Annotated in this window: 21 protein-coding genes and 1 tRNA gene; 12 read left to right on the forward strand and 10 right to left on the reverse strand. The window is 57.9% G+C overall.

Translation table 11 applies throughout. From position 1 onward, the window contains the following. The first annotated feature begins 17 nt into the window (after positions 1-17). Positions 18-845, forward strand: a complete 828-nt coding sequence (locus tag EO133_RS12080; RefSeq protein WP_127072891.1) for an aldo/keto reductase — start codon at positions 18-20, stop codon at positions 843-845. A gap of 6 nt (positions 846-851) precedes the next feature. Here the strand turns inward: EO133_RS12080 and EO133_RS12085 are convergent, their stop codons facing one another. Further along, entirely contained in the window at positions 852-1,313 is a 462-nt protein-coding gene (locus tag EO133_RS12085; RefSeq protein ID WP_127072892.1) for a GNAT family N-acetyltransferase, read from the reverse strand. Between the two features lie 143 nt (positions 1,314-1,456). Between EO133_RS12085 and EO133_RS12090 the strand changes: the two genes are divergently transcribed. Further along, positions 1,457-2,326, forward strand: a complete 870-nt coding sequence (locus tag EO133_RS12090) for a neutral zinc metallopeptidase (protein ID WP_127072893.1) — start codon at positions 1,457-1,459, stop codon at positions 2,324-2,326. A gap of 46 nt (positions 2,327-2,372) precedes the next feature. On the opposite strand, the gene EO133_RS12095 is transcribed toward EO133_RS12090, so the two are convergent. The 3 genes from EO133_RS12095 to carA form a co-directional block, all read right to left on the reverse strand. Further along, on the reverse strand, positions 2,373-4,355 hold the full coding sequence (locus EO133_RS12095) for a bifunctional 2',3'-cyclic-nucleotide 2'-phosphodiesterase/3'-nucleotidase (protein WP_127072894.1): 1,983 nt from the start codon (positions 4,353-4,355) through the stop codon (positions 2,373-2,375). A gap of 189 nt (positions 4,356-4,544) precedes the next feature. Further along, complete coding sequence (locus EO133_RS12100) at positions 4,545-6,167, reverse strand: acyl-CoA dehydrogenase family protein (RefSeq protein ID WP_127072895.1); 1,623 nt, start codon at positions 6,165-6,167, stop codon at positions 4,545-4,547. Positions 6,168-6,221: 54 nt separating this feature from the next. After that, a complete protein-coding gene (gene carA, locus EO133_RS12105) occupies positions 6,222-7,409 on the reverse strand; it encodes a glutamine-hydrolyzing carbamoyl-phosphate synthase small subunit (protein ID WP_127072896.1) in 1,188 nt (395 codons plus the stop codon). Positions 7,410-7,664: 255 nt separating this feature from the next. On the opposite strand from carA, the gene EO133_RS12110 reads away from it, so the two are divergent. The 3 genes from EO133_RS12110 to rpoD all read left to right on the forward strand — a co-directional run bounded on the left by EO133_RS12110 (position 7,665) and on the right by rpoD (position 12,371). Next, positions 7,665-8,117, forward strand: coding sequence for a GatB/YqeY domain-containing protein (locus tag EO133_RS12110; RefSeq protein WP_127072897.1), 453 nt, complete (start codon positions 7,665-7,667; stop codon positions 8,115-8,117). A 71-nt stretch (positions 8,118-8,188) separates the two neighbouring features. Then, a complete protein-coding gene (dnaG, locus tag EO133_RS12115; protein WP_127072949.1) occupies positions 8,189-10,108 on the forward strand; it encodes a DNA primase in 1,920 nt (639 codons plus the stop codon). A gap of 199 nt (positions 10,109-10,307) precedes the next feature. After that, on the forward strand, positions 10,308-12,371 hold the full coding sequence (gene rpoD / locus EO133_RS12120; protein ID WP_127072898.1) for an RNA polymerase sigma factor RpoD: 2,064 nt from the start codon (positions 10,308-10,310) through the stop codon (positions 12,369-12,371). A 37-nt stretch (positions 12,372-12,408) separates the two neighbouring features. Here the strand turns inward: rpoD and EO133_RS12125 are convergent, their stop codons facing one another. Further along, positions 12,409-12,807 carry a hypothetical protein gene (locus EO133_RS12125; RefSeq protein WP_127072899.1) on the reverse strand — a complete coding sequence of 133 codons (399 nt, stop codon included), beginning with the start codon at positions 12,805-12,807 and terminating at the stop codon, positions 12,409-12,411. A 76-nt stretch (positions 12,808-12,883) separates the two neighbouring features. Between EO133_RS12125 and EO133_RS12130 the strand changes: the two genes are divergently transcribed. Then, entirely contained in the window at positions 12,884-13,453 is a 570-nt protein-coding gene (locus EO133_RS12130) for a TetR/AcrR family transcriptional regulator (protein WP_127072900.1), read from the forward strand. 89 nt (positions 13,454-13,542) lie between these two features. Next, positions 13,543-13,827, forward strand: coding sequence for an HlyU family transcriptional regulator (locus tag EO133_RS12135; RefSeq protein WP_164734993.1), 285 nt, complete (start codon positions 13,543-13,545; stop codon positions 13,825-13,827). Between the two features lie 15 nt (positions 13,828-13,842). On the opposite strand, the gene EO133_RS12140 is transcribed toward EO133_RS12135, so the two are convergent. Beyond that, a complete protein-coding gene (locus EO133_RS12140; protein ID WP_127072902.1) occupies positions 13,843-14,025 on the reverse strand; it encodes a hypothetical protein in 183 nt (60 codons plus the stop codon). A 100-nt stretch (positions 14,026-14,125) separates the two neighbouring features. Then, a complete protein-coding gene (locus EO133_RS12145) occupies positions 14,126-14,731 on the reverse strand; it encodes a tellurite resistance TerB family protein (protein WP_127072903.1) in 606 nt (201 codons plus the stop codon). A 117-nt stretch (positions 14,732-14,848) separates the two neighbouring features. On the opposite strand from EO133_RS12145, the gene EO133_RS12150 reads away from it, so the two are divergent. Continuing rightward, a complete protein-coding gene (locus tag EO133_RS12150; protein WP_127072904.1) occupies positions 14,849-15,472 on the forward strand; it encodes a GyrI-like domain-containing protein in 624 nt (207 codons plus the stop codon). A 61-nt stretch (positions 15,473-15,533) separates the two neighbouring features. Here EO133_RS12150 and EO133_RS12155 read toward each other — a convergent pair whose 3' ends face one another. Beyond that, positions 15,534-17,687 carry an OmpA family protein gene (locus EO133_RS12155; RefSeq protein ID WP_127072905.1) on the reverse strand — a complete coding sequence of 718 codons (2,154 nt, stop codon included), beginning with the start codon at positions 17,685-17,687 and terminating at the stop codon, positions 15,534-15,536. A 145-nt stretch (positions 17,688-17,832) separates the two neighbouring features. After that, complete coding sequence (locus EO133_RS12160) at positions 17,833-18,138, reverse strand: hypothetical protein (protein WP_127072906.1); 306 nt, start codon at positions 18,136-18,138, stop codon at positions 17,833-17,835. 223 nt (positions 18,139-18,361) lie between these two features. Between EO133_RS12160 and EO133_RS12165 the strand changes: the two genes are divergently transcribed. From EO133_RS12165 to EO133_RS12175, 3 genes are read left to right on the forward strand one after another with little or no spacing between them, the layout of a single operon-like run. Further along, a complete protein-coding gene (locus EO133_RS12165; protein WP_127072907.1) occupies positions 18,362-18,781 on the forward strand; it encodes a secondary thiamine-phosphate synthase enzyme YjbQ in 420 nt (139 codons plus the stop codon). Positions 18,782-18,785: 4 nt separating this feature from the next. Next, positions 18,786-19,247 carry an ankyrin repeat domain-containing protein gene (locus tag EO133_RS12170; RefSeq protein WP_127072908.1) on the forward strand — a complete coding sequence of 154 codons (462 nt, stop codon included), beginning with the start codon at positions 18,786-18,788 and terminating at the stop codon, positions 19,245-19,247. A gap of 11 nt (positions 19,248-19,258) precedes the next feature. Then, a complete protein-coding gene (locus tag EO133_RS12175) occupies positions 19,259-20,086 on the forward strand; it encodes a sulfite exporter TauE/SafE family protein (protein WP_244640679.1) in 828 nt (275 codons plus the stop codon). On the opposite strand, the gene EO133_RS12180 is transcribed toward EO133_RS12175, so the two are convergent. Beyond that, positions 20,083-20,793, reverse strand: coding sequence for an SIMPL domain-containing protein (locus EO133_RS12180; RefSeq protein ID WP_164734994.1), 711 nt, complete (start codon positions 20,791-20,793; stop codon positions 20,083-20,085). The two genes, EO133_RS12175 and EO133_RS12180, sit on opposite strands and share 4 nt — an antisense overlap. Before the next feature lie 151 nt (positions 20,794-20,944). Here EO133_RS12180 and EO133_RS12185 point away from each other — a divergent pair. Next, positions 20,945-21,021, forward strand: a tRNA-Ile gene (locus EO133_RS12185). Positions 21,022-21,033 lie beyond the last annotated feature (12 nt).

Genomic DNA, 21,033 nt, shown 5'->3' on the forward strand with positions numbered 1-21,033 from the left:
GATAAGGGAGCGCAGGAATGACGCAGCCGGTTTTAACGCTGAACGATGGAGTCGCGATTCCCCAGATCGGCCTTGGCGTGTGGCAAATCGAGGACGGCGAGGCGCCTGAGCTGGTGTCAAATGCCATAGATTTGGGCTACCGTCATGTGGATACCGCACGGGTTTATGGCAATGAGCGTGGCGTAGGGGAAGCGATTAGACGCGCGCAGGTTGCGCGCAGCGATGTGTTTGTCACCACCAAGGTCTGGAACGACGACCAGGGGTATGACAATACCCTGCGGGCGTTCGATGAGAGCATTGCGCGGCTGGGACTGGATGAAATCGACCTTTATCTCATTCATTGGGCAAAGCCGAGCCAGGACAAATATCTTGAAACCTGGAAGGCGCTTATCGAGATCAAAAACTCGGGGCGGGCGCGCTCGATTGGCGTCTCGAATTTCCAGATACCGCATCTGGAGAGGATAATCGGGGAAACCGGTGTCTTGCCCAGCGTCAACCAGATCGAGTTGCATCCGCGCTTCCAGCAGCACGATCTGCGCGCGTTCCACAAAGCACGCGGGATTGCCACTGAAAGCTGGAGTCCATTGGGTGCCGGCACTTTGCTCAATGACAGCGTTCTCGGCGGCATCGGGCGCAAGCATGGCAAGTCAATCGCGCAGGTGATCATCCGCTGGCATATTCAAAACGGGCTGATCGTTATTCCCAAATCGGCTAACCCCAAACGAATGGCAGAAAATCTTGCCGTGTTCGATTTTGCGCTCGACGATGAGGATCTCGTCACGATCGGCAAACTGGACTCGCCCGAGGGGCGAACCGGCGGGCATCCCGATCATGTGGCATGGTAGCTGCGATCACATAGTGATCTTGAACCCTTCGTGGGATTGGGCAAAGCCGAGGCGCCGGTAAAAGCGGTGAGCATCCTCGCGCGCCTTGTTTGAGGTGAGCTGAACAAGGCCACAGCCCCTCTCCCTGGCCGTATTGAGGGCCCATTTCATCATCTGTGCGCCAATGCCCTTGTTTCTCAGGGCGGGATCGACATGCACGCCCTCAATTGTGCAGCGCCATTGTCCCTGCCGCGCGATGCCGGGGGTGAAGGTCAACTGAAATGTGCCGGCCGGCTGGCCGTCAATTTCGGCGATCATCAGCATCTGATTGGGATCGGCGTTTATGGCGGCAAAGGCTTCCGCGTAGGCGCCGCGCCCTGCGTCCTCGGGCTTTTCGGCAGAGTTGCCGCCGACCGCATCCTCATGGATCAGGCGAACGATAAAGGGCAGGTCTTGTGCGGTGGCAGCGCGCAGGCTGATCGACGTCATTGCTGAATTTGTCTCCAAAGGACGGCTGCGCGGATAGTGACGATTTTACGGATGTTACGCCAGTGCCTTTGGACAATGGGGGCATTCTGGATTAGCATGGAGAGGGGGTACATTGGCTGGCGCGCATATTGGCGGAGGAGGCCATGACCGAGCCGGATAAAACACGGACACGGCTTGAAAGACTGACCGATGCCCTTCGCATTCCGCGCGGGGTCGTTCCCCATATCCGCAGGTTTGGCTGGAGCGGTGCTTTCGTTACTGCGATCGTGGTACTGATGGTCTTCGGCATCAGTCCGGTGACGATTGTTACCGGCACCTATGATCCGCCACGGGAATGGACATCGCGCGGCAATATTCCAGCAGCCGACGCGCCACGCGAAGATCTGCGTCAATATATGGAAGCGGTGCATCGCGAAGCGCGGCGCGGCTGGGTCAACATGTTCCTTGCAAATGCGATAAGCTACTATCCGGCCAGGATCGACTTTGTTGCCGAGGGGCAAAGCGGGCCGTGCGGGCTGACGCAATTGCAGCGCGGGCCGCAATATTGCGCAGAAGATAACACAGTCGTTGTCGACCTCGATGCCTATGCGCAACTGGCTTTGACGCATGGCGAGTCCGGGCATCTTGCCCAAGCCTATCTGTTTGCCCACGCTTATGGCGCGCATGTGCAGGATGCCTTGCAGCGGCTTTCGGTCAATGTTGCGTTGCGCAGTGCGCTCACGGATCGGCAATTGCCGGTTTTCGGACGTCAGTTGATGCTGCAACCGCATTGCTTTGCCGGCATATGGGCAGCATGGGCCTTCTTGCCTAACCTTTCCGGCAACGAGGACGTTGCCCGGATTGTTGCGCAGGCGGAAGTGCAGCGCCACGGCGGATTGAACTTTGCGGACAGACCTTCAATGACTGAACAGGCTCAGTGGTTTTCCGCAGGTTATGATCTTCCGGTGCCGCGCCAATGCGACCCGTTCAACGACCTGCCCAGTCCGCACCCTCCGACGCTGGCGAGCCTGTAACAAAAAAGCCGGGCGGTGTGCCCGGCTTTTATAGATTGCAGAGAATTCAGAGCGTGATCCGGTAAATGCCGAAGCCTGCTTCGCTGGTTTGGCCAGTCGGCTCGATTGTGATCGCCGTGACATCGGCAAGATGCTGCTCGGCAGCAGGACCGGTTTCAAAAAGGACCGAGCCGCCGAATTCGGCCAGCGACCAATTATCGTCCGCAGCCGGATTGATCGTACCCTGTTCGACAATGTAGCGCACGATAATGTCGCGGTTGGTGTCCGGGCCGACAAAGATGATGCGATCCGGGCCGATGCCGGGAAAGCGTCCACCGCCACCGGCACGGTAGTTGTTGGTGGCAACGATGAATTCCTGATCGGGATCGATCGGTTCGCCATTATAGGTGAGGTCGATGATGCGGTTGGCATCCGGATCGAGCAGTTCCCGGCCATCGGCGGAGTATTTGGAGGGTTGGGTAATGTCGATCCGATATTCCACGCCATCGATCACGTCGAAATTGTAAGACGGAAATTCGCCGTTTATCAGCGGCTGATCGTCCTCGCCGGGTATGGCCTGATTGAAGATGCCGGCGGAACGCTCCAACCAGTCCTTGACTTCGGCGCCAGTGATTTTCACTGCCTGGATCGTGTTGGGATAGAGGTAAAGGTCGGCAACATTGCGAATGGCCACAGGGCCGACAGGGACGTCGGTGTAGTAATCGGGACCACCACGGCCGCCAGCCTTGAAGGGCGCGGCAGCGGAAATCAGCGGCAGGCCTTCATACTCGGTGCCGGCAAGCATTTGTTCCATGTACCAAAGCTGTGCCTGATTGACGATCTGCACGGATGGATCGTCGGCAACGAGCGCAAAATAGGAATGGAGCGGTGCCGCCGTTTCGCCAACAGCGCGGCGAACGTAGTCGAGTGTTTCCCGGTGGGGAATTTCGACCGCGGCCATGACGTCGCTATCGGTCTCAACGACGGGAACCACTGCGCCATCGACACGCTCATAGATCGGTCGGGCTTCGGATGTATGGGACACGATTGTCCAACTGCCATTGCCATCGGTTTCAAGCAGAAGGTCGATCAGACCCATATGGCTGCCCCAGAAGCCGGGCATGACCGCAGGTTTGCCATTGAGCGTTCCCGCTTCGATGTCCACGCCTTCAATGCCGTCGAATGCTGCACCGGGGAAGACGAGGTGCAGATGCCCGGTTAGGACCACATCGATGCCGTCGACGCCAGCGAGCTGGAGCGAAGCATTTTCGCCTGTGGTCTGGTATTCCGCACTGATACCCGAATGCGACAACGCGACGATGATGTCGGCGCCTTCTTCGCGCATGACCGGGACATAGGCCCTCGCTGTTTCAACGATGTCGCGTACTTCGACATTGCCAACGAGATGACCGGCATCCCACATCATGATTTGCGGCGGGGTGAAACCGATGATGCCGATGCGGATCGTGTGGGTTTCCCCCGCGCCATCGGTCAGCTCCTTGTCGATGATGACGTAAGGGGGATAGAGCGTATCGTCCTCTAGAGGGGTTGCACCAAGTTCGGTGCCACGAATGACGTTGGCCAGAACGACGGGGAACTGGGCGCCCGCCATTGAAGCCTCAAGAAATTCGAGGCCGTAGTTGAATTCGTGGTTGCCGATAGTGGCCGCGTCATATCCCAAAACATTCATCGCAGCGATGGTGGGGTGAAGGTCTGTTTCGTCGACCCCGCGCTCATAGGCAACATAGTCGCCCATCGGGCTGCCCTGAATGGTATCGCCATTGTCGAGCAGGATTGCATTGCCCGCTTCCGCCCGGATGTTTTCAATGATCGAGGCGGTGCGGGCAAGGCCAAGCGTGTCGTCGGCGGCGTCCGCGAAATAGTCATAGGGGACAACATTCACATGGATGTCGGTCGTTTCCATGATGCGCAAATGGGCCTGATTGGCCTGCGCCATGACCGCGAAAGGGTGCATGACGACCGAAGCCGCACCAATGCTTGCTGTGCCAGCCAGAAACGACCGGCGAGAGATGGAAGAAGAGAATTTCATGATGTCCCTCCAAAATGGACGATGGGGTTCGTTATTGGCGCGCACTGTGATGAGCGGCGCTGAACCGCGACATGCCCCCCGAATAGACGTCAATGGATGACGGCGTGATGACGCGATCGTGAAGATTAGGCAAAATTTGACCAGGTGGTCAAACATAAAATGACATCCACCGGGGAGCAGATGCCAGAGTCAGATTGCGCTCACGATTGCGCCGGTATCGGTGCCAGGGGGCAGTGTGCCAAGCGTATGGCCCCAGTCGCCGCCAAGCCGGGTTTGGGCGAAAATTTCGCCTGCCAGCGCATTGGGTTGGCGGAGCAAAAGACTTGCCTGTAGCAGCAATGCCATGCGTTCGGTTAGGCTCCGGGCAGTCGCCTCGCTGGCCTGTGCGATTTGGGACTGGAGAGCATCCAGGGCCAAATCATAGGTCCGGTCGGCGCCTTTAGCACCTTGCAATTCGGTGAATAGGGCATTGAGAGCCTCGGGCACCTTGGCGATTGTACGCAAGACATCGAGGCAGATGATATTGCCCGAGCCTTCCCATATGGCGTTGAGCGGTGCCTCGCGATAGAGCCAGGGCATGGGCGTATCTTCAATGTAACCCATGCCGCCAAGGCATTCCATTGCTTCTGCAGTGACAAGCGGGCAGCGCTTATTGTTCCAGTATTTGGCCAGCGCAACGGCGAGCCGGGCAAATGCGGCTTGAGCAGGATCGTTGGCGCTGTTGTCGAAAGCCTTGGCAACGCGCATGGAAAGCGTAAATGCACCCATCCATTCCAGCGTCAAATCTGCAAGGACCGATTGCATCAGGGGCTGACGCAATAAGGGTTTTCCGAAAACCGAGCGGTTCTCGGCCCAATAGCGCGCTTCGATCAGCGCGCGGCGCATCAGTCCCGCCGGGGCCGTGGCCGTATCGAGACGCGTGTGATGCACCATCTCGAGGATTGTGCGGATGCCATCGCCAGGCTGGCCAAGCATCTCGGCATAAGCGCCGTGATATTCGATTTCCGCTGAGGCATTGGCGCGGTTGCCCAACTTGTTCTTGAGGGCCATGAGGTGCATGGCATTGCGCGTGCCATCGGGTTGCCAGCGAGGAACGATGAAGCAGGTAAGCCCTTGGGGCAGTTGCGCGAGGGTCAAAAAGGCATCCGACATCGGCGCCGAACAGAACCATTTGTGACCATAAAGCCGATAGGCGTCCTCTGCCGGTTCGGCGAATGTCGTATTGGCACGTATGTCCGAGCCGCCCTGTTTCTCGGTCATGGCCATGCCGATTGTTGCAGCGTGCTTGGCGTCAATCGGTCTGTCGCTGCCATCGTAGGACCTAGCGCGGGCGAGGGCCTTGAGCCGGGCTGCCAGACCATCGCCTTTTGCCAGCGCAGGGATGGCCGCGTAAGTCATGGTCATGGGGCAACAGGTGCCCGGCTCGATCTGGCTCATAAGATAGACCATCGCCGCATGGGCGGCATGTCCGCCCACCGTATCATCGATCCAGGGCAGGGCGGCGTAACCGGCTTCAAGCCCCACGGACATCAGGGCATGATAGGTATCGGGATAGATGACCTGATTGAGACGTCGACCGCCGGTGTCGAAAGCCTTTAGCTCGGGTCCGGGGCCGGTGACGAGGCGATGACCGCGCGCGGCCATTTCCGCCGATCCGAGCTCTTCGGCAAGCTGCTTTACCGCGGTGAGGGCCGTGGGGGCGGTATCTCCAAGGGCATTGCGAAGCAGCAGATCACCGCTCCACAAGGCGATGTCTCCGCGTGGAGCTGGCTGATTGAATACCGCGAAAGGGTCGACGGATTTGCGGGCCATACCATCCTCCCGAGAGCCATTAGGCTAATCGGGAGGTGTGTATGTCAAGGGTGCCTATTCCGCCTGGGCGGGCACGCCCTTTTGCTCGCGCACCATATTGAGGAAGCGCGTGAAAAGGTAATGGGAATCGTGGGGGCCGGGCGAGGCTTCGGGGTGATATTGTACCGAAAAGATCGGCTTGCCCTCGACGGCAAGACCGGCATTTGAGTTGTCGAACAGCGAGATATGGGTTTCGATAACCCCCGCGGGCAGGCTGTCGCGATCGACCGCGAAGCCGTGGTTCATGGACGTGATTTCCACCTTGCCGGTGGTCAGATCCTTGACGGGATGATTGGCGCCGTGATGGCCCTGGTGCATCTTGGTGGTCTTGCCGCCAAGGGCAAGGCCAAGAAGCTGGTGGCCAAGACAGATGCCAAAGACCGGCTTGCCGCTCTCTATGACCTTCTGGATCGTGGGTACGGCATATTCGCCCGTGGCAGCCGGATCGCCGGGGCCGTTGGAGAGGAACACGCCATCGGGATTATGGGCGAGGATGTCTTCCGCCGTCGCTGTTGCGGGAACCACGGTTACGCGTGCGCCCTGATCGGCAATGCAGCGCAGGATATTGCGCTTGGCACCGAAATCGATGGCAACGATGTGAAACTCCGGGTTTTCGAGGGTGCCGTAGCCTTCGCCCCAGCGCCAGCGGGTTTCATCCCATTTGTAGGTCTGGGTGGTGGAGACGTCCTTGGCCAGGTCAAGGCCTTCAAGGCCGGGAAAGGCGTCGAGTTCGGACTTGAGCGCAGCGTCATCGAATTTGCCGCCGGGCACATGGGCAATGACGGCATCGGCCATGCCTTTTTCCCGGATCAGGGCGGTCAGCGCGCGGGTATCAAGACCCGAAATGCCGATGATGCCGCGCTTTTTGAGCCATGCATCGAGCTTTTCGGCCGCCCGGTAGTTCGAGGGGCTGGTGATGTCGGCCTTGATGACGGCGCCGCGCACGCCGGATGCACCGGCCATGTTGACGGTTTCGATGTCTTCGTCGTTGGCGCCGACATTGCCGATATGGGGGAAGGTGAAGGTGATGATCTGGCCGGCATATGAGGGGTCGGTGAGGATTTCCTGATACCCGGTCATTGCGGTATTGAAGCAGACTTCACCGGCGGCCATACCTGTCGCGCCAATGCCTTGGCCTTCGAGCCGCGTCCCGTCACGCAGGATCAGAACGGCGGTGGGGGCTGCTTCTTGCCAACCGGACACTGGGCATCTCCTAAATCTTGTGCGCGTGCGGAACCGCTCGGGCAATCTGCCGAAAGCGCTTCTGGTTCCACCCTATATTGAATTGGACGGAACCTATTTGAACGCGCGTTTGCGGTCAACTGAGTCGCTGCTCTAAAATAGTTAGCCGATTCAATGGCTTGTATATTTTCTGTGTTTGGCGTGCTTGATGTTGGCAATGGTGGGCGGCTTGGGTATATGCTCGCGAGTGATTTTTGAGACAAAAAGGAAGCCTCCATGCGCGATCAAATCAACGCGGCGTTGAAGGAAGCCATAAAGGCGCGGGACACGCGCCGAACCACAACTTTGCGCCTGATCAATGCCGCCATCAAGGACCGGGAAATCGCTGCGCGCGGAGAGGGCAAGGAAGGCGTCAGCGACGACGAAATTCTGGCTCTATTGCAAAAGATGGTCAAGCAGCGCGAAGAATCGGCCGGGATGTACGCCAAGGCCGGTCGTACCGATCTCGAAGAGCAGGAACGCGCAGAAATCGAGATCATCAAGGACTATCTGCCCAAACCGTTGAGCGCAGAGGACGTCGATGCGGCGATCAAGGACGCGATTGTCGAGACTGGCGCAGAAGGCTTGCGGGACATGGGCAAAGTGGTCGGCGTGCTCAAGGCCAAATATCCCGGCCAGATCGATTTCGGCCAGGCGTCCAGGCAGGTGAAAACGGCTCTGGGCGGCTAAACGCCATACGGAGCGCTGTGGATAACCTCGTGCCGCGTGACATTTGACCGGGCTGTCACTACTTAATGCTCATGCGCTTTTCCGATGCTTTTCTCGATGAAATCCGAAACCGCCTGCCGATTACGCAGGTGGTGGGCGAGCATGTTCTGTGGGACAAGCGCAAGAGCCAGCCCGGCAAGGGCGATATGTGGGCCTGTTGCCCATTTCACGGTGAAAAAAGCCCGAGCTTTCATGCTGACGATCGGCGCGGGCGCTACCATTGCTTCGGGTGCGGCGCCAGCGGAGATCACTTCCGGTTTCTAACAGAAAAAACGGGAATGAGTTTTCCCGAGGCCGTCGAGTTGCTCGCTGGGCGGGCCGGTGTGCCCATGCCAGCGCGTGACGAGCGCGCCGAGCGCAAGGCCGAAGTGCGCCGCTCGCTCTATGAAGTGATGGAACTGGCTACGACCTATTTTACCGAGGCGCTAGCCCATAATGTGGGCGCACGCGCTCGGGGCTATCTTCTCGATCGCGGTGTGTCGGGCGCCATGCAGCAGCGCTTCCGCATCGGATTTGCGCCGGACAGCCGCAACGGGCTGAAAGAATTTCTGGCCGCCAACGGTGTTTCGCTCAAGGAAATGATGGATACCGGGCTGGTCGTGCATGGCGAGGATATTGCCGTGCCCTATGACCGGTTTCGCGGACGGCTGATGTTTCCGATCACCGATTTTCGCGGCCGGGTGATCGCATTCGGTGGCCGGGCGCTCAGTGCTGACGTCGCAGCGAAATATCTCAATTCGCCCGAGACCGAACTTTTTCACAAACGGCAGACGCTTTATAACGGGCAAGCCGCGCGTCAGGCTGGTTACGACGGCAAGCCGATAGTTGTGGTTGAAGGCTATCTCGACGTGATCGCGGCGGTGGCGGCCGGATTTGAAGGTGCTGTGGCACCGCTTGGAACCGCGCTGACCGAAGATCACATGACGCTTTTGTGGCGCATGAGCGACATTCCGGTGCTGTGCTTCGATGGCGATAGCGCAGGCATGCGCGCAGCGGAGCGGTCGGTCGATATTGCGCTACCCATGCTCAAGCCAGGCAAGAGCGTCAAAATCTGCACTTTGCCCGATGGGTTGGACCCGGACGATCTGATCAAACAGCGTGGCCGGGACGCTTTTAGCGAACTGATTTCCGGCGCCCGGCCATTGGCAGAGGCGATCTGGGGATTTGAAACCGCAGCCGGTATTCCCGATGCGCCCGAACAACGCGCGGCACTGGAAGCGCGGCTGCGGGAGCGGGCAGGGCGGATCGCAGACGTTTCCGTGCGCCGCCATTACAGCCAGGCCTTTGACGAGAAAATCTCGTCTCTCTTTACCGTGACGCGCAACAGCTATGGCAATCGTGGCAATTTCAACCGGCAGGGGCAGCGTGGCGGAGCGCGAGGCAATCCGAAGATGCTGGTTTCCGATACGCTGCTCAAATCGCGCCTGTTCAAAGGCGGGGCTGCGCCGGACATCATTCCGCGCGAGGCCGTTATCGTGATGAGTCTCGTTAATCATCCGGAACTGGCGCAGGTCCGGTTTGAAGATCTGGCCGAGTTGGAGTTCCAGTCCATGCCGGCGCGGCAGATCATGGCGGCGTTTCTGGATCTGGTGATGGTGCAGCCCGATCTGGGCCCCCATGCCGTGCAGGAAGCCCTGATTGCCAGGGGGTTCGGGCCGATTCTGGACAAGATGCGCAACTCTCTTGCGCGTCAGGGCATCTGGCAGGCCGATTCCGATAGTGCGCAAAGTGACGCAGAAACGGGTCTTCAGCACGCTCTGGCCTTGCATTACAAATTTGTTCGATTAAATAGGGAACTCAAAGCAGCCGAATTGGCGCTAGGCGAAGACCTGAGCGAACACTCGTTTGAGCGGCTGCGGGACATCCAGAATCAGATTTCCAGTGTCGATGGTACAGAGGCATTGATTGAGGGATTTGGTTCGTTATCCGGGCGTGTGACGCGAAGTCTTTAACAAAGATGATTCGTGTCCGCGCGTTTTTGCGTATATGCAGGTCGGTCTGTGGTGCGCGCGGAAAGCGAGCCAGGTTTCAGGGTTGAGCCAGGAAGCGAAATATTAACCCTGATGCTGTCCCTTGGTTTTTAACGCATTCGTATCCATCTCGGGGTGATACCGGTGCCAAAAATGACAGGCACGGCTCAGGAGAGCATTAATGGCCACTAAGGCAGCCAACCAAACAAAGAACGACGCGGATGTAAAGCCGGAAGCCGGTGCAGATGGTCCCGATGGGCCATTGCTCGATCTTTCCGATGCCGCGGTGAAAAAGCTTATCAAGACCGCCAAAAAACGCGGCTATGTTACTTATGAAGAGATCAACGCGGTTCTGCCTTCCGAAGAGGTGACGTCCGAGCAGATCGAGGACATCATGGCCATGTTCTCGGACATGGGCATAAATGTCATCGACGAGGACGAGGTGGAAGAGGCCGAAGCCGAAAGCAGCGATGATGAAGGCGGCGAGTTGGCCACGACCACCAGCACTGCCGTTGCCAATACCTCCAACGCCAAATCGGGTTCGGACCGCACCGATGATCCGGTGCGCATGTATCTGCGCGAAATGGGGTCTGTCGAGCTTTTGAGCCGTGAAGGCGAAATCGCTATTGCCAAGCGCATCGAGGCTGGCCGCGAAACCATGATCGCGGGACTTTGCGAAAGCCCGCTGACCTTCCAGGCGATCATTATCTGGCGCGATCAGCTCGCTGAAGGTGAAATCCTTTTGCGCGATATTATCGACCTTGAAGCCACCTATGCCGGCCCGGATGCCAAAATGGCCGAGGCATCGGGTGATGACGATGGCGATGAAGACGAGGACAACGCAGAAGGCAAGCCTGCCGTGGCGGCAGATGCCGCAGCCAATCCGGCCGCCAAGAAGTCAGACGAAGACGGTGGTGAAGAGGGCGGAGAAGGCGGCAACTCGGAAGAGGATGACGACGACGACGAATATGAGAACAACCTCTCGCTTTCCGCGATGGAGGCTGAACTCAAGCCGCAGGTCGTTGAAACCTTCGACCGTATCGCTGAAATCTACGGCAAGATGCGCAAGCTGCAGGATCAGCACGTCGAAAACCAGCTTGCTGCGAAATCGCTCGAAGTCTCCGAAGTCAAGACACTCGATGCCTGGCGCGAAGAAGTCATCGTCGATGTGAAGTCGCTTTCGCTCAATGCAAGCCGTATCGAAAGCCTCGTCGAACAGCTCTATGACATCAACAAGCGGTTGGTGCGTCACGAAGGGCGTCTGCTGCGTCTTGCGGAAAGCTACAGGATCAAGCGCGAGGACTTCCTCAAAGCCTATTACGGTTCAGAACTCGATCCCGACTGGACGGACAAGATCGCGCAATTGCCTGAAAAAGGCTGGGCGGATTTCGTTGCCAAGGAACGGGCGACGATTGACGAATTGCGTGGAGAAATCCAGACGCTGGCGACCGAAACCGGCCTGGACATTGCCGAATACCGCCGCATCGTGAACAAGGTGCAAAAAGGCGAGCGTGAAGCGGCCATTGCCAAAAAGGAAATGGTTGAGGCGAACCTGCGCCTCGTGATCTCGATTGCCAAGAAATACACAAACCGCGGGCTGCAGTTCCTCGATCTGATCCAGGAAGGCAATATCGGGTTGATGAAGGCGGTCGACAAGTTCGAGTATCGCCGCGGCTACAAGTTCTCAACCTATGCAACATGGTGGATCCGGCAGGCGATCACCCGCTCGATCGCCGATCAGGCCCGCACGATCCGCATTCCGGTGCATATGATCGAAACGATCAACAAGATCGTTCGCACATCGCGCCAGATGCTGCATGAAATCGGTCGCGAACCCACGCCGGAAGAGTTGAGCGAAAAACTGCAAATGCCGCTCGACAAGGTGCGCAAGGTTCTGAAAATCGCCAAGGAGCCGATTTCCCTTGAAACCCCGATCGGGGACGAGGAAGATTCCAACCTGGGGGATTTCATTCCCGACAGCAATGCGGTGCAGCCGATCGATGCGGCGATCCAGTCCAACCTGCGCGAGACGACCACGCGCGTTCTGGCTTCGCTCACCCCGCGTGAAGAACGCGTTTTGCGTATGCGCTTCGGGATCGGGATGAACACCGACCATACGCTTGAGGAAGTCGGTCAGCAGTTCTCGGTGACGCGTGAGCGTATCCGTCAGATCGAGGCCAAGGCCTTGCGCAAGCTCAAGCATCCGAGCAGAAGCCGGAAGCTGCGCAGCTTTCTGGATAATTGAGACAGGCGGCCTTCGGGCCGCCTTTTTCATTTTTGCATCAGACCTGTTCGGCTGTTTGCACCGGCTTGCGGAACCCCGGCAGGCTCAGTGCGACGATTGCAAGGAATATGATCCATTGCGGCAGGACCCAGATGGTGCCGAGCATCGACTGGCCCACGACCAGAAACAGCACGGCAATGGAGACGAACAGGATGCCGATAAACAACACGGCCGGACGGTATGTGCTTCTGAGCGCGGCTGCCGCATAGGCGGCGGTTGCCACGGTGAGCAGCAGCGTGACGGCGTGCCAAAGTATCATATACATGCTCGATTGTTTTGCATCGAGCCCGCTGGCAAGCGCGATCTCGGGAAATTCCGGCCCTCCTTCAAAGACATGCAAGGCTATCGTCAGGCCACAAACTACGGCGCTCAGCGCGAAGAATACATTGGGTTTCATAGTGTTCTCCATTCCATACGCCTCCGTATGTATAAGACCTTGTTGAGAAATTCAATACGGTGGCGTATGGAAGGCTATGAGTAAAAAAGACGCATTATCGGCAGAAGACTGGCTCAAGGCCGGATTCCGGGCCCTGGTAGCGGAAGGTGCCAAAGGCGTCCGGGTGGAAGCGCTGGCGCGCGCGCTAAAGATCTCGAAAGGGTCCTTCTACTGGCATTTTGCCGATGCTGCCGCGCTCAAAAGCGCGATGATGGAATTCTGGTACGAGAACGCTACACGAGCTGAAATCGCTTCGCTGCGCAGTGCAAATGTCTCGGGTGCCGAGCGCCTGCGCCGGGTTGTCGGCTTTGCCGGGGAGGCGCGCTCGGAGTTTGGTGGCGTTGGTGTTGAAAATGCGATTCGCGAATGGGGACGTTCGGATGCTGCTGTGCGCCGGATGGTGCAGCGTATGGAAAGTGAACGCCTTGCCTTTTTGACCGAGTGCTTTGAAATGGAAGGTTTTGTCGGTGAAAGCGCTCTTTGGCGGAGCCAAAGTCTTTATGCGTGCCTGATAGGGCTGGAAAGCCTGCATCTGGTCGGTGTTCAGGTCTCGGGAAATCTTGAGCGGCAACTGGAACTGCTGCTGTCCCGGCTGCCGGACACTTGATCTTGGACATCGACTGCAAGTCAGGCTAAGTTCTGCACGAGTTTTTTGCAGTGGCCGAGACCATTGCCATGAATATGCGAGGAGATGCGATGTCGTTTTGGAAAGCGCTGTTCGGCGGCAAGGATAAGGAACCCTCAAAGCCTTCTGTGGATGCACAGGAAGAGCACGAAGGGTTTATCATCAAGGCGACGCTGATGCGCGTTGGCAATGAATATCAGATTGCCGGAACGATAGAGCAGGAGGTGGAGGGTGAAGTGAAAACCTATTCCTTCATCCGCGCGGACAAGTTCACCGACAAGGACGATGCCGCTTCGGCGACACTGGGCAAGGCACGCCAGATCATTCAGGAGCAGGGGCGGACGCTGTTTTCTTAGAGCAGACGGAGTGACTTAGCTTCGTGCCGGGCTTTGGGGCACCGGCTCGGAAACGATCTCGGTATTGCCATCGCGTTGCAAGCCTACGGTCAGCGCAAACCAGCCAAAGGCCAATAGTGCAGCTACGATAAGGGCGCGGACGATCCAGCGCCCTAGATCGGACTGTGTGCGGGTGTGGTTGGGATCGAGATAGGTCATTCCGGTTCTCTCCCTTCCTTCCTTGAAGCTGACAGCATTAAACGCCGACCTGGGGCGAGCGGTTCCATTTTCTTGCCAGAAAAATCCGCCAGCTAAAGGGCTATTTCTGGGCAGCAGCGTGAATTTCTGAAATCAGACCCTGCGGCAAGCCGAGCCGGTGCGCAAGGGCTTCGAGATATGCCAGTTCGGCTGGCGATTGTCCGTCGATTGCCACGAGCGACGCCGCATAGATTTCTGCGGCATGTTCGGGCGTATCTGCCGAACGCACGACAGCTTCCATATCGAGCGGGCTCGAAAGCTCGTCAAAGACAAATGCTTTATCCTGGGCGGAAAGGTCCATGCCGTCGAGCCGCGCGAAGATGCGCGCTTTTTCATCGGCGTCGATACGGCCGTCGGCCTTGGCGGCGGAGATCATCGCCCGGACCAATGCCTTGCCCAAATCGTCTTTTTCCGTCTCAGACTGGGGCATGAAGGGCCCAGGAGGCGGTGCCTGTTCAGGATCGATCTGCTGGCCCTGCCGGTTCTTCTGCCAGGCGTTGTAAGCGATACCGCCAATTGCAGCCATGGCGCCAAGTTTCGCGATGCGCCCTACGCCGCCCCGACCAAACAGCATGCCCGCTGCAAGCCCCGCTGCGCCGGCCCCTGCGGTACGCTGTGCGTTGGGGTCGGTTCGGAGGGCTGTAACGATCTTGTCGATATCGAACATAGCGGAAAATTCTCCCTGTGCGTCGTTGCAGATGGGGATTGCGGGGAGAGATCGCAATGGAAGATTTCAAATTTTTATCAAATGCGTAGATTGGCAGCCGGGGCATGAAAGGCGGCGATGGACAAGATCGATTTCAAGAGAAGCCTGAAGCCATTATATGGGCCAACCAAGACCAAAGGCATTCATCTTGTGGATGTGCCTGCGATGCGTTTCCTCATGATCGACGGGCATGGCGATCCCAATGTGTCGCAGGACTACAGGGCCGCGGTCGAGGCGCTCTATACGATTTCGTATGCGTTAAAGGCGGCCAGCAAGAAGCAGCTCGAGAGAGATTACGTCGTGCCACCACTTGAAGGACTGTGGTGGAGCAAATCCATGGGCTCGTTCAAAGCGCGCAAGAAAAACCTCTGGGAATGGACCATGATGATTATGGTGCCCGAATGGGTCGGCCCAGCCATGATCGATGCGGTGATCACCAAAGCGCGCAGGAAAAAGACTCTTTCCGCCCTCGATCACCTGCGGGTCGAACTGCTGGAAGAAGGCAGGGCAGCGCAGGTTCTGCATATCGGGTCATACGACGATGAAGGGCCGGTGATTGCCAAGCTGCATGAGCAGTTCTTGCCAGGCCACGGACTGGAGCCGATTGGCAAGCACCACGAGATTTATCTGTCCGATCCGCGCAAGGTGGCGCCGGAACGGCTGAAAACCATATTGCGGCAGCCGGTTCGGGAGACGGCCTGAGGTGAAGGCAAAAAGGCCGGGCGTTTGAGCACCCGGCCTCTTTTCAGATTTGGTCAGCCGATCAGCCAGCAGGAATGTTTGCTACCGGTGTAATCAACGGCGTGATACGGCGGATGGTAACGCGGCGGTTGAGCCGCTCCGCCAAGGGTGTGTTGACCTTGAGATAGCGCTTGCCATAGCCCTGCGTGGCAAGGTTTTCCGGCGGGATGCCGTAAACGCGCGTCAAAGCGTAAGCCACGGACTCTGCCCGGCGATCTGACAGTTCCAGATTGTATAGGTCCGCGCCAACAGCGTCGGTATGGCCCTCAATCAGGAAGGTCTCGGCAGGGTTGCGGTCAAGCAGATCGAGCATCGCATTGGCAACGGCCGACAGCGAATTGATCTGATCGGGTGCGATATTGGCGCTATTGGTTTCAAAGGTGAGATCACCGATTTCCAATCGCCGTACCATATCGCGAATACGCGAAGAGCGCTTGACCTCATCGATCGTGTAGTAGCGTTCCAACCGCTCTACAGGCGGTTGCTGGAGGAAGCCTGCCACACGTTGCCGATCGGCGAAGCTGGCATCGAGGACGTATTCACGGGCCGGGATGCGCAGGCGCAGCGGCGGCAGATCGCGACCCGGATCAATCCAACGACCCTGGTCGTCATAACGCTGATAGCGATCATCGACATAGACCAGCAGGATTTCGCGGCCATCGGGTTCGATCCGCGAACGACGGATGATGTCACCGTAGCGATCACGAATAGTGATGAGCTGGCTGCCGTCCGGACGCAGGATCACTTCACGGGTGCGACCGCCGGGAAGATCCTCTACGTAGTAGTCCTGAAAGTTGTCTTCAACCAGGCGTGGGGTGTCGAGCGAATCGATGAACTGATTTGCACCGATGGCAAAGATTGTCGCCAAACCGATCGTGGTGATGATTTCCAGATTTGTGGGGGTTTCGCGTTCCACGCGGCCGAGAAGGACCGGCTCGCCTGAAGCTGCAGTGCCACCTGTGCGCTCACGGCGGGTGCCTTCTTCAGCCGTTACCGATGTGATCTGAATGTCTTCGATCGCCGGCTGGGCTTCCTCGTCGGAGGTCGGGGCCGGTTCGTCCTCGACTTCCGCGACAGATTCCGCAGGGGCTTCCTCGTCACTGACATCGACTTCCGCATCGGGGTCGCGCGATTCAGCAAGCGCGTCCTTGGCGCTATCGAGCAAGGGGGCGATTTCGCTCTGCTCAACGCTTTCCGGCAGCAATTCGCCAAGAGCACCATCATCGAGAATTACGTCCTCTCGCAATTCTTCCGGCTCGGCGTCAGATGCTTCCGTGGGGACAGGCTCTTCTGCCGGGGCCTCTGCGGGCGGTTCGGCCTCTTCGATTTCAATCGCAAGATCGAAAGCGACGAGACAGGAATCGATGTTGGCAAAGCCGATGGCGGCACAGATGTCTGCCAATTCATCTTCGGCGGCGATATAGGCCTGTTCGGCTTCTTCGACACCTGAATCCGCGCGGATTGCCGCTTGATAATCGATAAACGCAGCTTCATAGGCCTCAAAGGCGGCAATGAGCGGACGCGGAGCGGCGGAGCCAGCGGCCATTTCAGGAGCGTCGATATCTGCCTCGATCTCCATTTCAACGCCAGAATCGGCTTCCTCTTCCATCGTTTCAGGAGCCGGTGCGGGCTCGGGCGCCGGTTCTTCGTTGCGTGTTTCGGGAAGAGGCTCTGGAGCAGGTTCTTCTTCAACCTCCGGCTCTGCGGGTTCGTCCTCGACGATTTCAGGCTCGGCTTCGTCAACAACCTCCGGTTCGGCTTCCGGCTCCGGCTGTGGCTCCTCAATCACTTCGGGTTCAGGCTCTTCGTCCTCGACGATTTCGGGCGCGGGCAATATCTGGACCGGCTCTTCTTGCGGAGCTTCCATGCTGCCATTTTCAAACATGTCGAGGCATGCCTGGATGCTGCCAAGTCCAACGGCTGCACAAAGCGCTTCGAGTTCAGCCTCCGCGGCCTGAAGAACGGCCATGGCTTCGGCCTGGTTCTCTTCCCCTTCCGCGCGTTCAGCTATTGCCTGGGCTTCGCGATAAGTCGTAATTGCGCCGATCAGCGCGGGTGGCGCTGCCTGTGCCAGCAGCAGTGGTGAAGAAGCGTTGGCCTGGCCAAAGGCCGGCATTGCGGGTCCAGCAAGCACAAATGCTGCTGTGCCAGCCATCAAGACATGTTTCAACTTCATCGATAACTCTCCTTTGCCCCCCGGCAATTAGCTAAACCTATGATCAGGTTGCGACAAAAATTCGTCGTCTTGCGTTAGAGGAATCAAGATGACTATAGCCTGAACGCGCCATTTCACATGACGCGTTCAGATGCTTGCTATCAGATTATCCACCCGGTGCAGGATCGGGTGCAACTGGTGCGCCTTCGGCGGGGGCCGCTTCAGCAGGTGCGGGCTCTGCCGGAGCAGTGCCTGGCTCGGCTGGGACGGGCTGCGACTCCAATGTGATTGATGCCGGTTCAATGGGGGCCGGGTTGCCTCCGCTTAGAGCCATGAACCCTATGATGAGGACAGCAAGCACCAGAAGCCCTGCAATCCACCACCCTGCCATGGAGCCTGGACGTTCAACAACGTAGGTCTCGTGCCGGTTAACTTTGTTGCGACCTGGAATGTCGCGATCGATATCGGCCATTTCGCATTCTCCATAATATGTGACACAAACTCGGTCAGCTAAGATGCCTATTGAGGCTCAGGCCGTTGCGGCATTATTGCGCGCTTTTCCGTCAAAATCAGATACCTGTTATGAGCGTGCGCCTGGTGTGGCAGATAAACGAGCGAAACGTGTCAAGGTTCCCGCGCCACTGCCGTTGTGAACGGCCAAGTTTTTGCAAACGCTGAAAATCGAAGGAGTTGCCATGCGACAGGATCGGAGCCAGATAAGCATTTCAACGCGCGGCGGTGGTCTCTATGAATTCACCGATCATGTGAAAGCATTCGTTTCACATTCGGGAATTGCCGATGGCTTGTTGACTGTATTCTGCCGCCACACGTCATGTTCGTTGCTGGTGCAGGAAAACGCCGATCCGGACGTACAAACAGATTTGAAAGCATTTTTTGGCAAACTGGTGCCAGAAGGTATGGACTGGATCGTCCATACAACGGAAGGCCCTGACGACATGCCAGCTCATATCAAGGCAGCCCTGACACAGACCGCGTTATCGATACCGGTTGCCGATGGGCGGATGGTGCTGGGCACATGGCAGGGGATTTACCTGTTCGAGCATCGCCGTGCGCCGCATGAGCGGAAGATGGTGCTGCATATATTGGGGGAATGACAAGATGTTGAAGCGGGGGCTTTTGTTTGCCGGTCTTTTCGCGGGCGTGGCCTTTTTGGCCGCTTGCGAGGCGCGCAACCCGGCAGAAGTGGCAATTGCCAATGTGGTGCGCGATAACAATGTCGCCGAATTGGAGCGCTATCTCTCGCTTGGCGGCGATCCCAATGAAGTCAGTCGCGACGGGTTTCCGCTGATTTATCTGGCAACAGGGCCTCGAGGGGGGATGGACGCACTGGTGATGCTGCTCGAAGCCGGTGTCGATCCCAACAGCCGCGCAACCAATGGACGCAGCGTTCTTATGAACGCCGCCGGGTGGTGTGACGCGGAGATGGTATATCTGCTTTTGCGCGCCGGCGCTGATCCAAGCTATCGTGGGCCAGACAGTAAAACAGCGCGCGATTCGGTCTGCTCGGGTCCGCTCGACCGAAGGGCCGAGGTTCTCAATATTCTGGATGCCGCTCAGTAAGGCATGATTCCTTGGTCGACGAATTCATACATTATCTCCCGTTTCTGCTCGGGTTGGCGCTTACTGGCGCCCTGTCTGGCGTTATGGCGGGGCTTTTGGGCATCGGCGGTGGCATTATCATGGTGCCCGCCATGGTGCTGGCCTATCAGATCCTTGGGTATAATCCCGATGTCATCATGCATGTGGCCGTCGGTACTTCGCTTGCGGTGATCATACCGACAGGGCTTCGCAGTGCAGCTTCGCACCGAAAACGCGGTGCCGTCGATGAAACGATAACGCGGCGCTGGGGACCCTGGATCATCGCCGGGGCGGCAGTCGGTGGTATAACGGTCGCGATTTATTCGGCTGCGGCGCTCAAGATCATTTTCGGGGCGATGGCGCTGTTTATCGCGCTGAACATGGTTCTGCCCGTGCAGCGCAAGATGATGGAAAGCCTTGCGCATGTGCCAATGGCCAACCGTATTTCCGCAACCGTTATCGGTTATGTTTCTGCGCTTATGGGGATAGGCGGCGGATCGCTCAGCGTGCCGACGCTGGTTGCTTTCGGCAATCCCATGCATACCGCGGTGGGAACCAGTGCCGCATTGGGTGTGATGCTGGCAATTCCCGCAGCATTGGGTTTTATCATATCGGGATGGGGGGCGGTTGGCGCTCCACCCCTGAGCCTGGGTTTTATTAACATCCCATCCCTGATCGTGATTGGTGGCCTTGCGACCCTGACGGCGCCGCTTGGCGTTGCGCTTGCTCACAAGCTGAACGCCAAGCTGCTCAAGGTCGTGTTTGCGATCTTTTTGATCGTTGTCGGCCTCAGAATGATCCTTCAGGCAATCTTTGGCTAGTCTTCGATGTCCCAGGTCACGGTCACATTGACTTCAAAGGTCAATTCGCCCGCTTCAATGGGTACGGCGGTGTCAGCCATGGCTTCCATACGCATTGCGCCCATCGGACGCGGTGGCGGAGCGAAATAGGTCTGTTCGTCAATCTTTTCGATTGAGCCGAGCTCAAAACCAGCAACTTCGGCATAGGTTTCGGCCTTTGCACGGGCGTCGGTAAAGGCGCGCTTGCGGGCTTCTTCATAAAGGGCGCCGGCCTCCTCGACAGAGAAGGAAATACCATTGATGGCGTTGGAGCCGACGCTTACAGCGCGATCGAGGATAATGCCGAGATCGTCAAGTTCGCGGACCGTGATCGTTACGGTGTTGGTCACTTGATAACCAGCAATTTCCGGCGGAGGTGCGAAGCCTCTCGTGTCGCGCTGGTCGGAATAGACATATTGCGGGCTGACGGAGAAATCGGACGTCTGGATATCGCGGCTGGTCAGCCCGGCTTCGCGCAGAACGTCGATCAATTCCTGCATGACCGCGGTATTTTCGTCGAGCGCTTCACGGGCCGTTTCAGCCTGGGTGACGATGCCGGTGGTAATCATTGCCATATCGGGTGCGGCGAGAACCGAGCCCGTACCGGTCAGTGTAATATCGCCTGCCACGGCCGGTGCCGCCAGAAACATGGAAAGGGCGAGCGGGGCAATAGCTGATTGAATGCGCATCTGAAAACTCCAAAACGATGGCTTATGGCGCCATAGTGAACGCCCCATTGCGACAGTTTTGCGGCAAGCGGCAAGACTGTTCAAAATTGTCGCCCCTGCGAAAAAATCGGATGGACCTTGAGCGATGAACCGGTTAGGAAATGCACCGGCTGGGCCTGTAGCTCAATTGGTTAGAGCCGACCGCTCATAACGGTCTGGTTGGGGGTTCGAGTCCCTCCGGGCCCACCAAAAACCCTTGTT

The organism is Pelagibacterium lentulum (assembly GCF_003992625.1).
Lineage (GTDB): Bacteria > Pseudomonadota > Alphaproteobacteria > Rhizobiales > Devosiaceae > Pelagibacterium > Pelagibacterium lentulum.

Coding starts and splice junctions, on each gene's coding strand:
- EO133_RS12085 (WP_127072892.1), bottom strand. CDS start 1,313: ATGACGTCGATCAGCCTGCGCGCTGCCACCGCACAAGACCTGCCCTTT.
- dnaG (WP_127072949.1), top strand. CDS start 8,189: ATGCGCTTTTCCGATGCTTTTCTCGATGAAATCCGAAACCGCCTGCCG.
- rpoD (WP_127072898.1), top strand. CDS start 10,308: ATGGCCACTAAGGCAGCCAACCAAACAAAGAACGACGCGGATGTAAAG.
- EO133_RS12165 (WP_127072907.1), top strand. CDS start 18,362: ATGCGACAGGATCGGAGCCAGATAAGCATTTCAACGCGCGGCGGTGGT.
- EO133_RS12150 (WP_127072904.1), top strand. CDS start 14,849: ATGGACAAGATCGATTTCAAGAGAAGCCTGAAGCCATTATATGGGCCA.
- EO133_RS12170 (WP_127072908.1), top strand. CDS start 18,786: ATGTTGAAGCGGGGGCTTTTGTTTGCCGGTCTTTTCGCGGGCGTGGCC.
- EO133_RS12135 (WP_164734993.1), top strand. CDS start 13,543: ATGTCGTTTTGGAAAGCGCTGTTCGGCGGCAAGGATAAGGAACCCTCA.
- EO133_RS12080 (WP_127072891.1), top strand. CDS start 18: ATGACGCAGCCGGTTTTAACGCTGAACGATGGAGTCGCGATTCCCCAG.
- EO133_RS12095 (WP_127072894.1), bottom strand. CDS start 4,355: ATGAAATTCTCTTCTTCCATCTCTCGCCGGTCGTTTCTGGCTGGCACA.
- EO133_RS12140 (WP_127072902.1), bottom strand. CDS start 14,025: ATGACCTATCTCGATCCCAACCACACCCGCACACAGTCCGATCTAGGG.
- EO133_RS12090 (WP_127072893.1), top strand. CDS start 1,457: ATGACCGAGCCGGATAAAACACGGACACGGCTTGAAAGACTGACCGAT.
- EO133_RS12100 (WP_127072895.1), bottom strand. CDS start 6,167: ATGGCCCGCAAATCCGTCGACCCTTTCGCGGTATTCAATCAGCCAGCT.
- EO133_RS12130 (WP_127072900.1), top strand. CDS start 12,884: ATGAGTAAAAAAGACGCATTATCGGCAGAAGACTGGCTCAAGGCCGGA.
- EO133_RS12180 (WP_164734994.1), bottom strand. CDS start 20,793: ATGCGCATTCAATCAGCTATTGCCCCGCTCGCCCTTTCCATGTTTCTG.
- EO133_RS12160 (WP_127072906.1), bottom strand. CDS start 18,138: ATGGCCGATATCGATCGCGACATTCCAGGTCGCAACAAAGTTAACCGG.
- EO133_RS12145 (WP_127072903.1), bottom strand. CDS start 14,731: ATGTTCGATATCGACAAGATCGTTACAGCCCTCCGAACCGACCCCAAC.
- EO133_RS12110 (WP_127072897.1), top strand. CDS start 7,665: ATGCGCGATCAAATCAACGCGGCGTTGAAGGAAGCCATAAAGGCGCGG.
- EO133_RS12155 (WP_127072905.1), bottom strand. CDS start 17,687: ATGAAGTTGAAACATGTCTTGATGGCTGGCACAGCAGCATTTGTGCTT.
- EO133_RS12125 (WP_127072899.1), bottom strand. CDS start 12,807: ATGAAACCCAATGTATTCTTCGCGCTGAGCGCCGTAGTTTGTGGCCTG.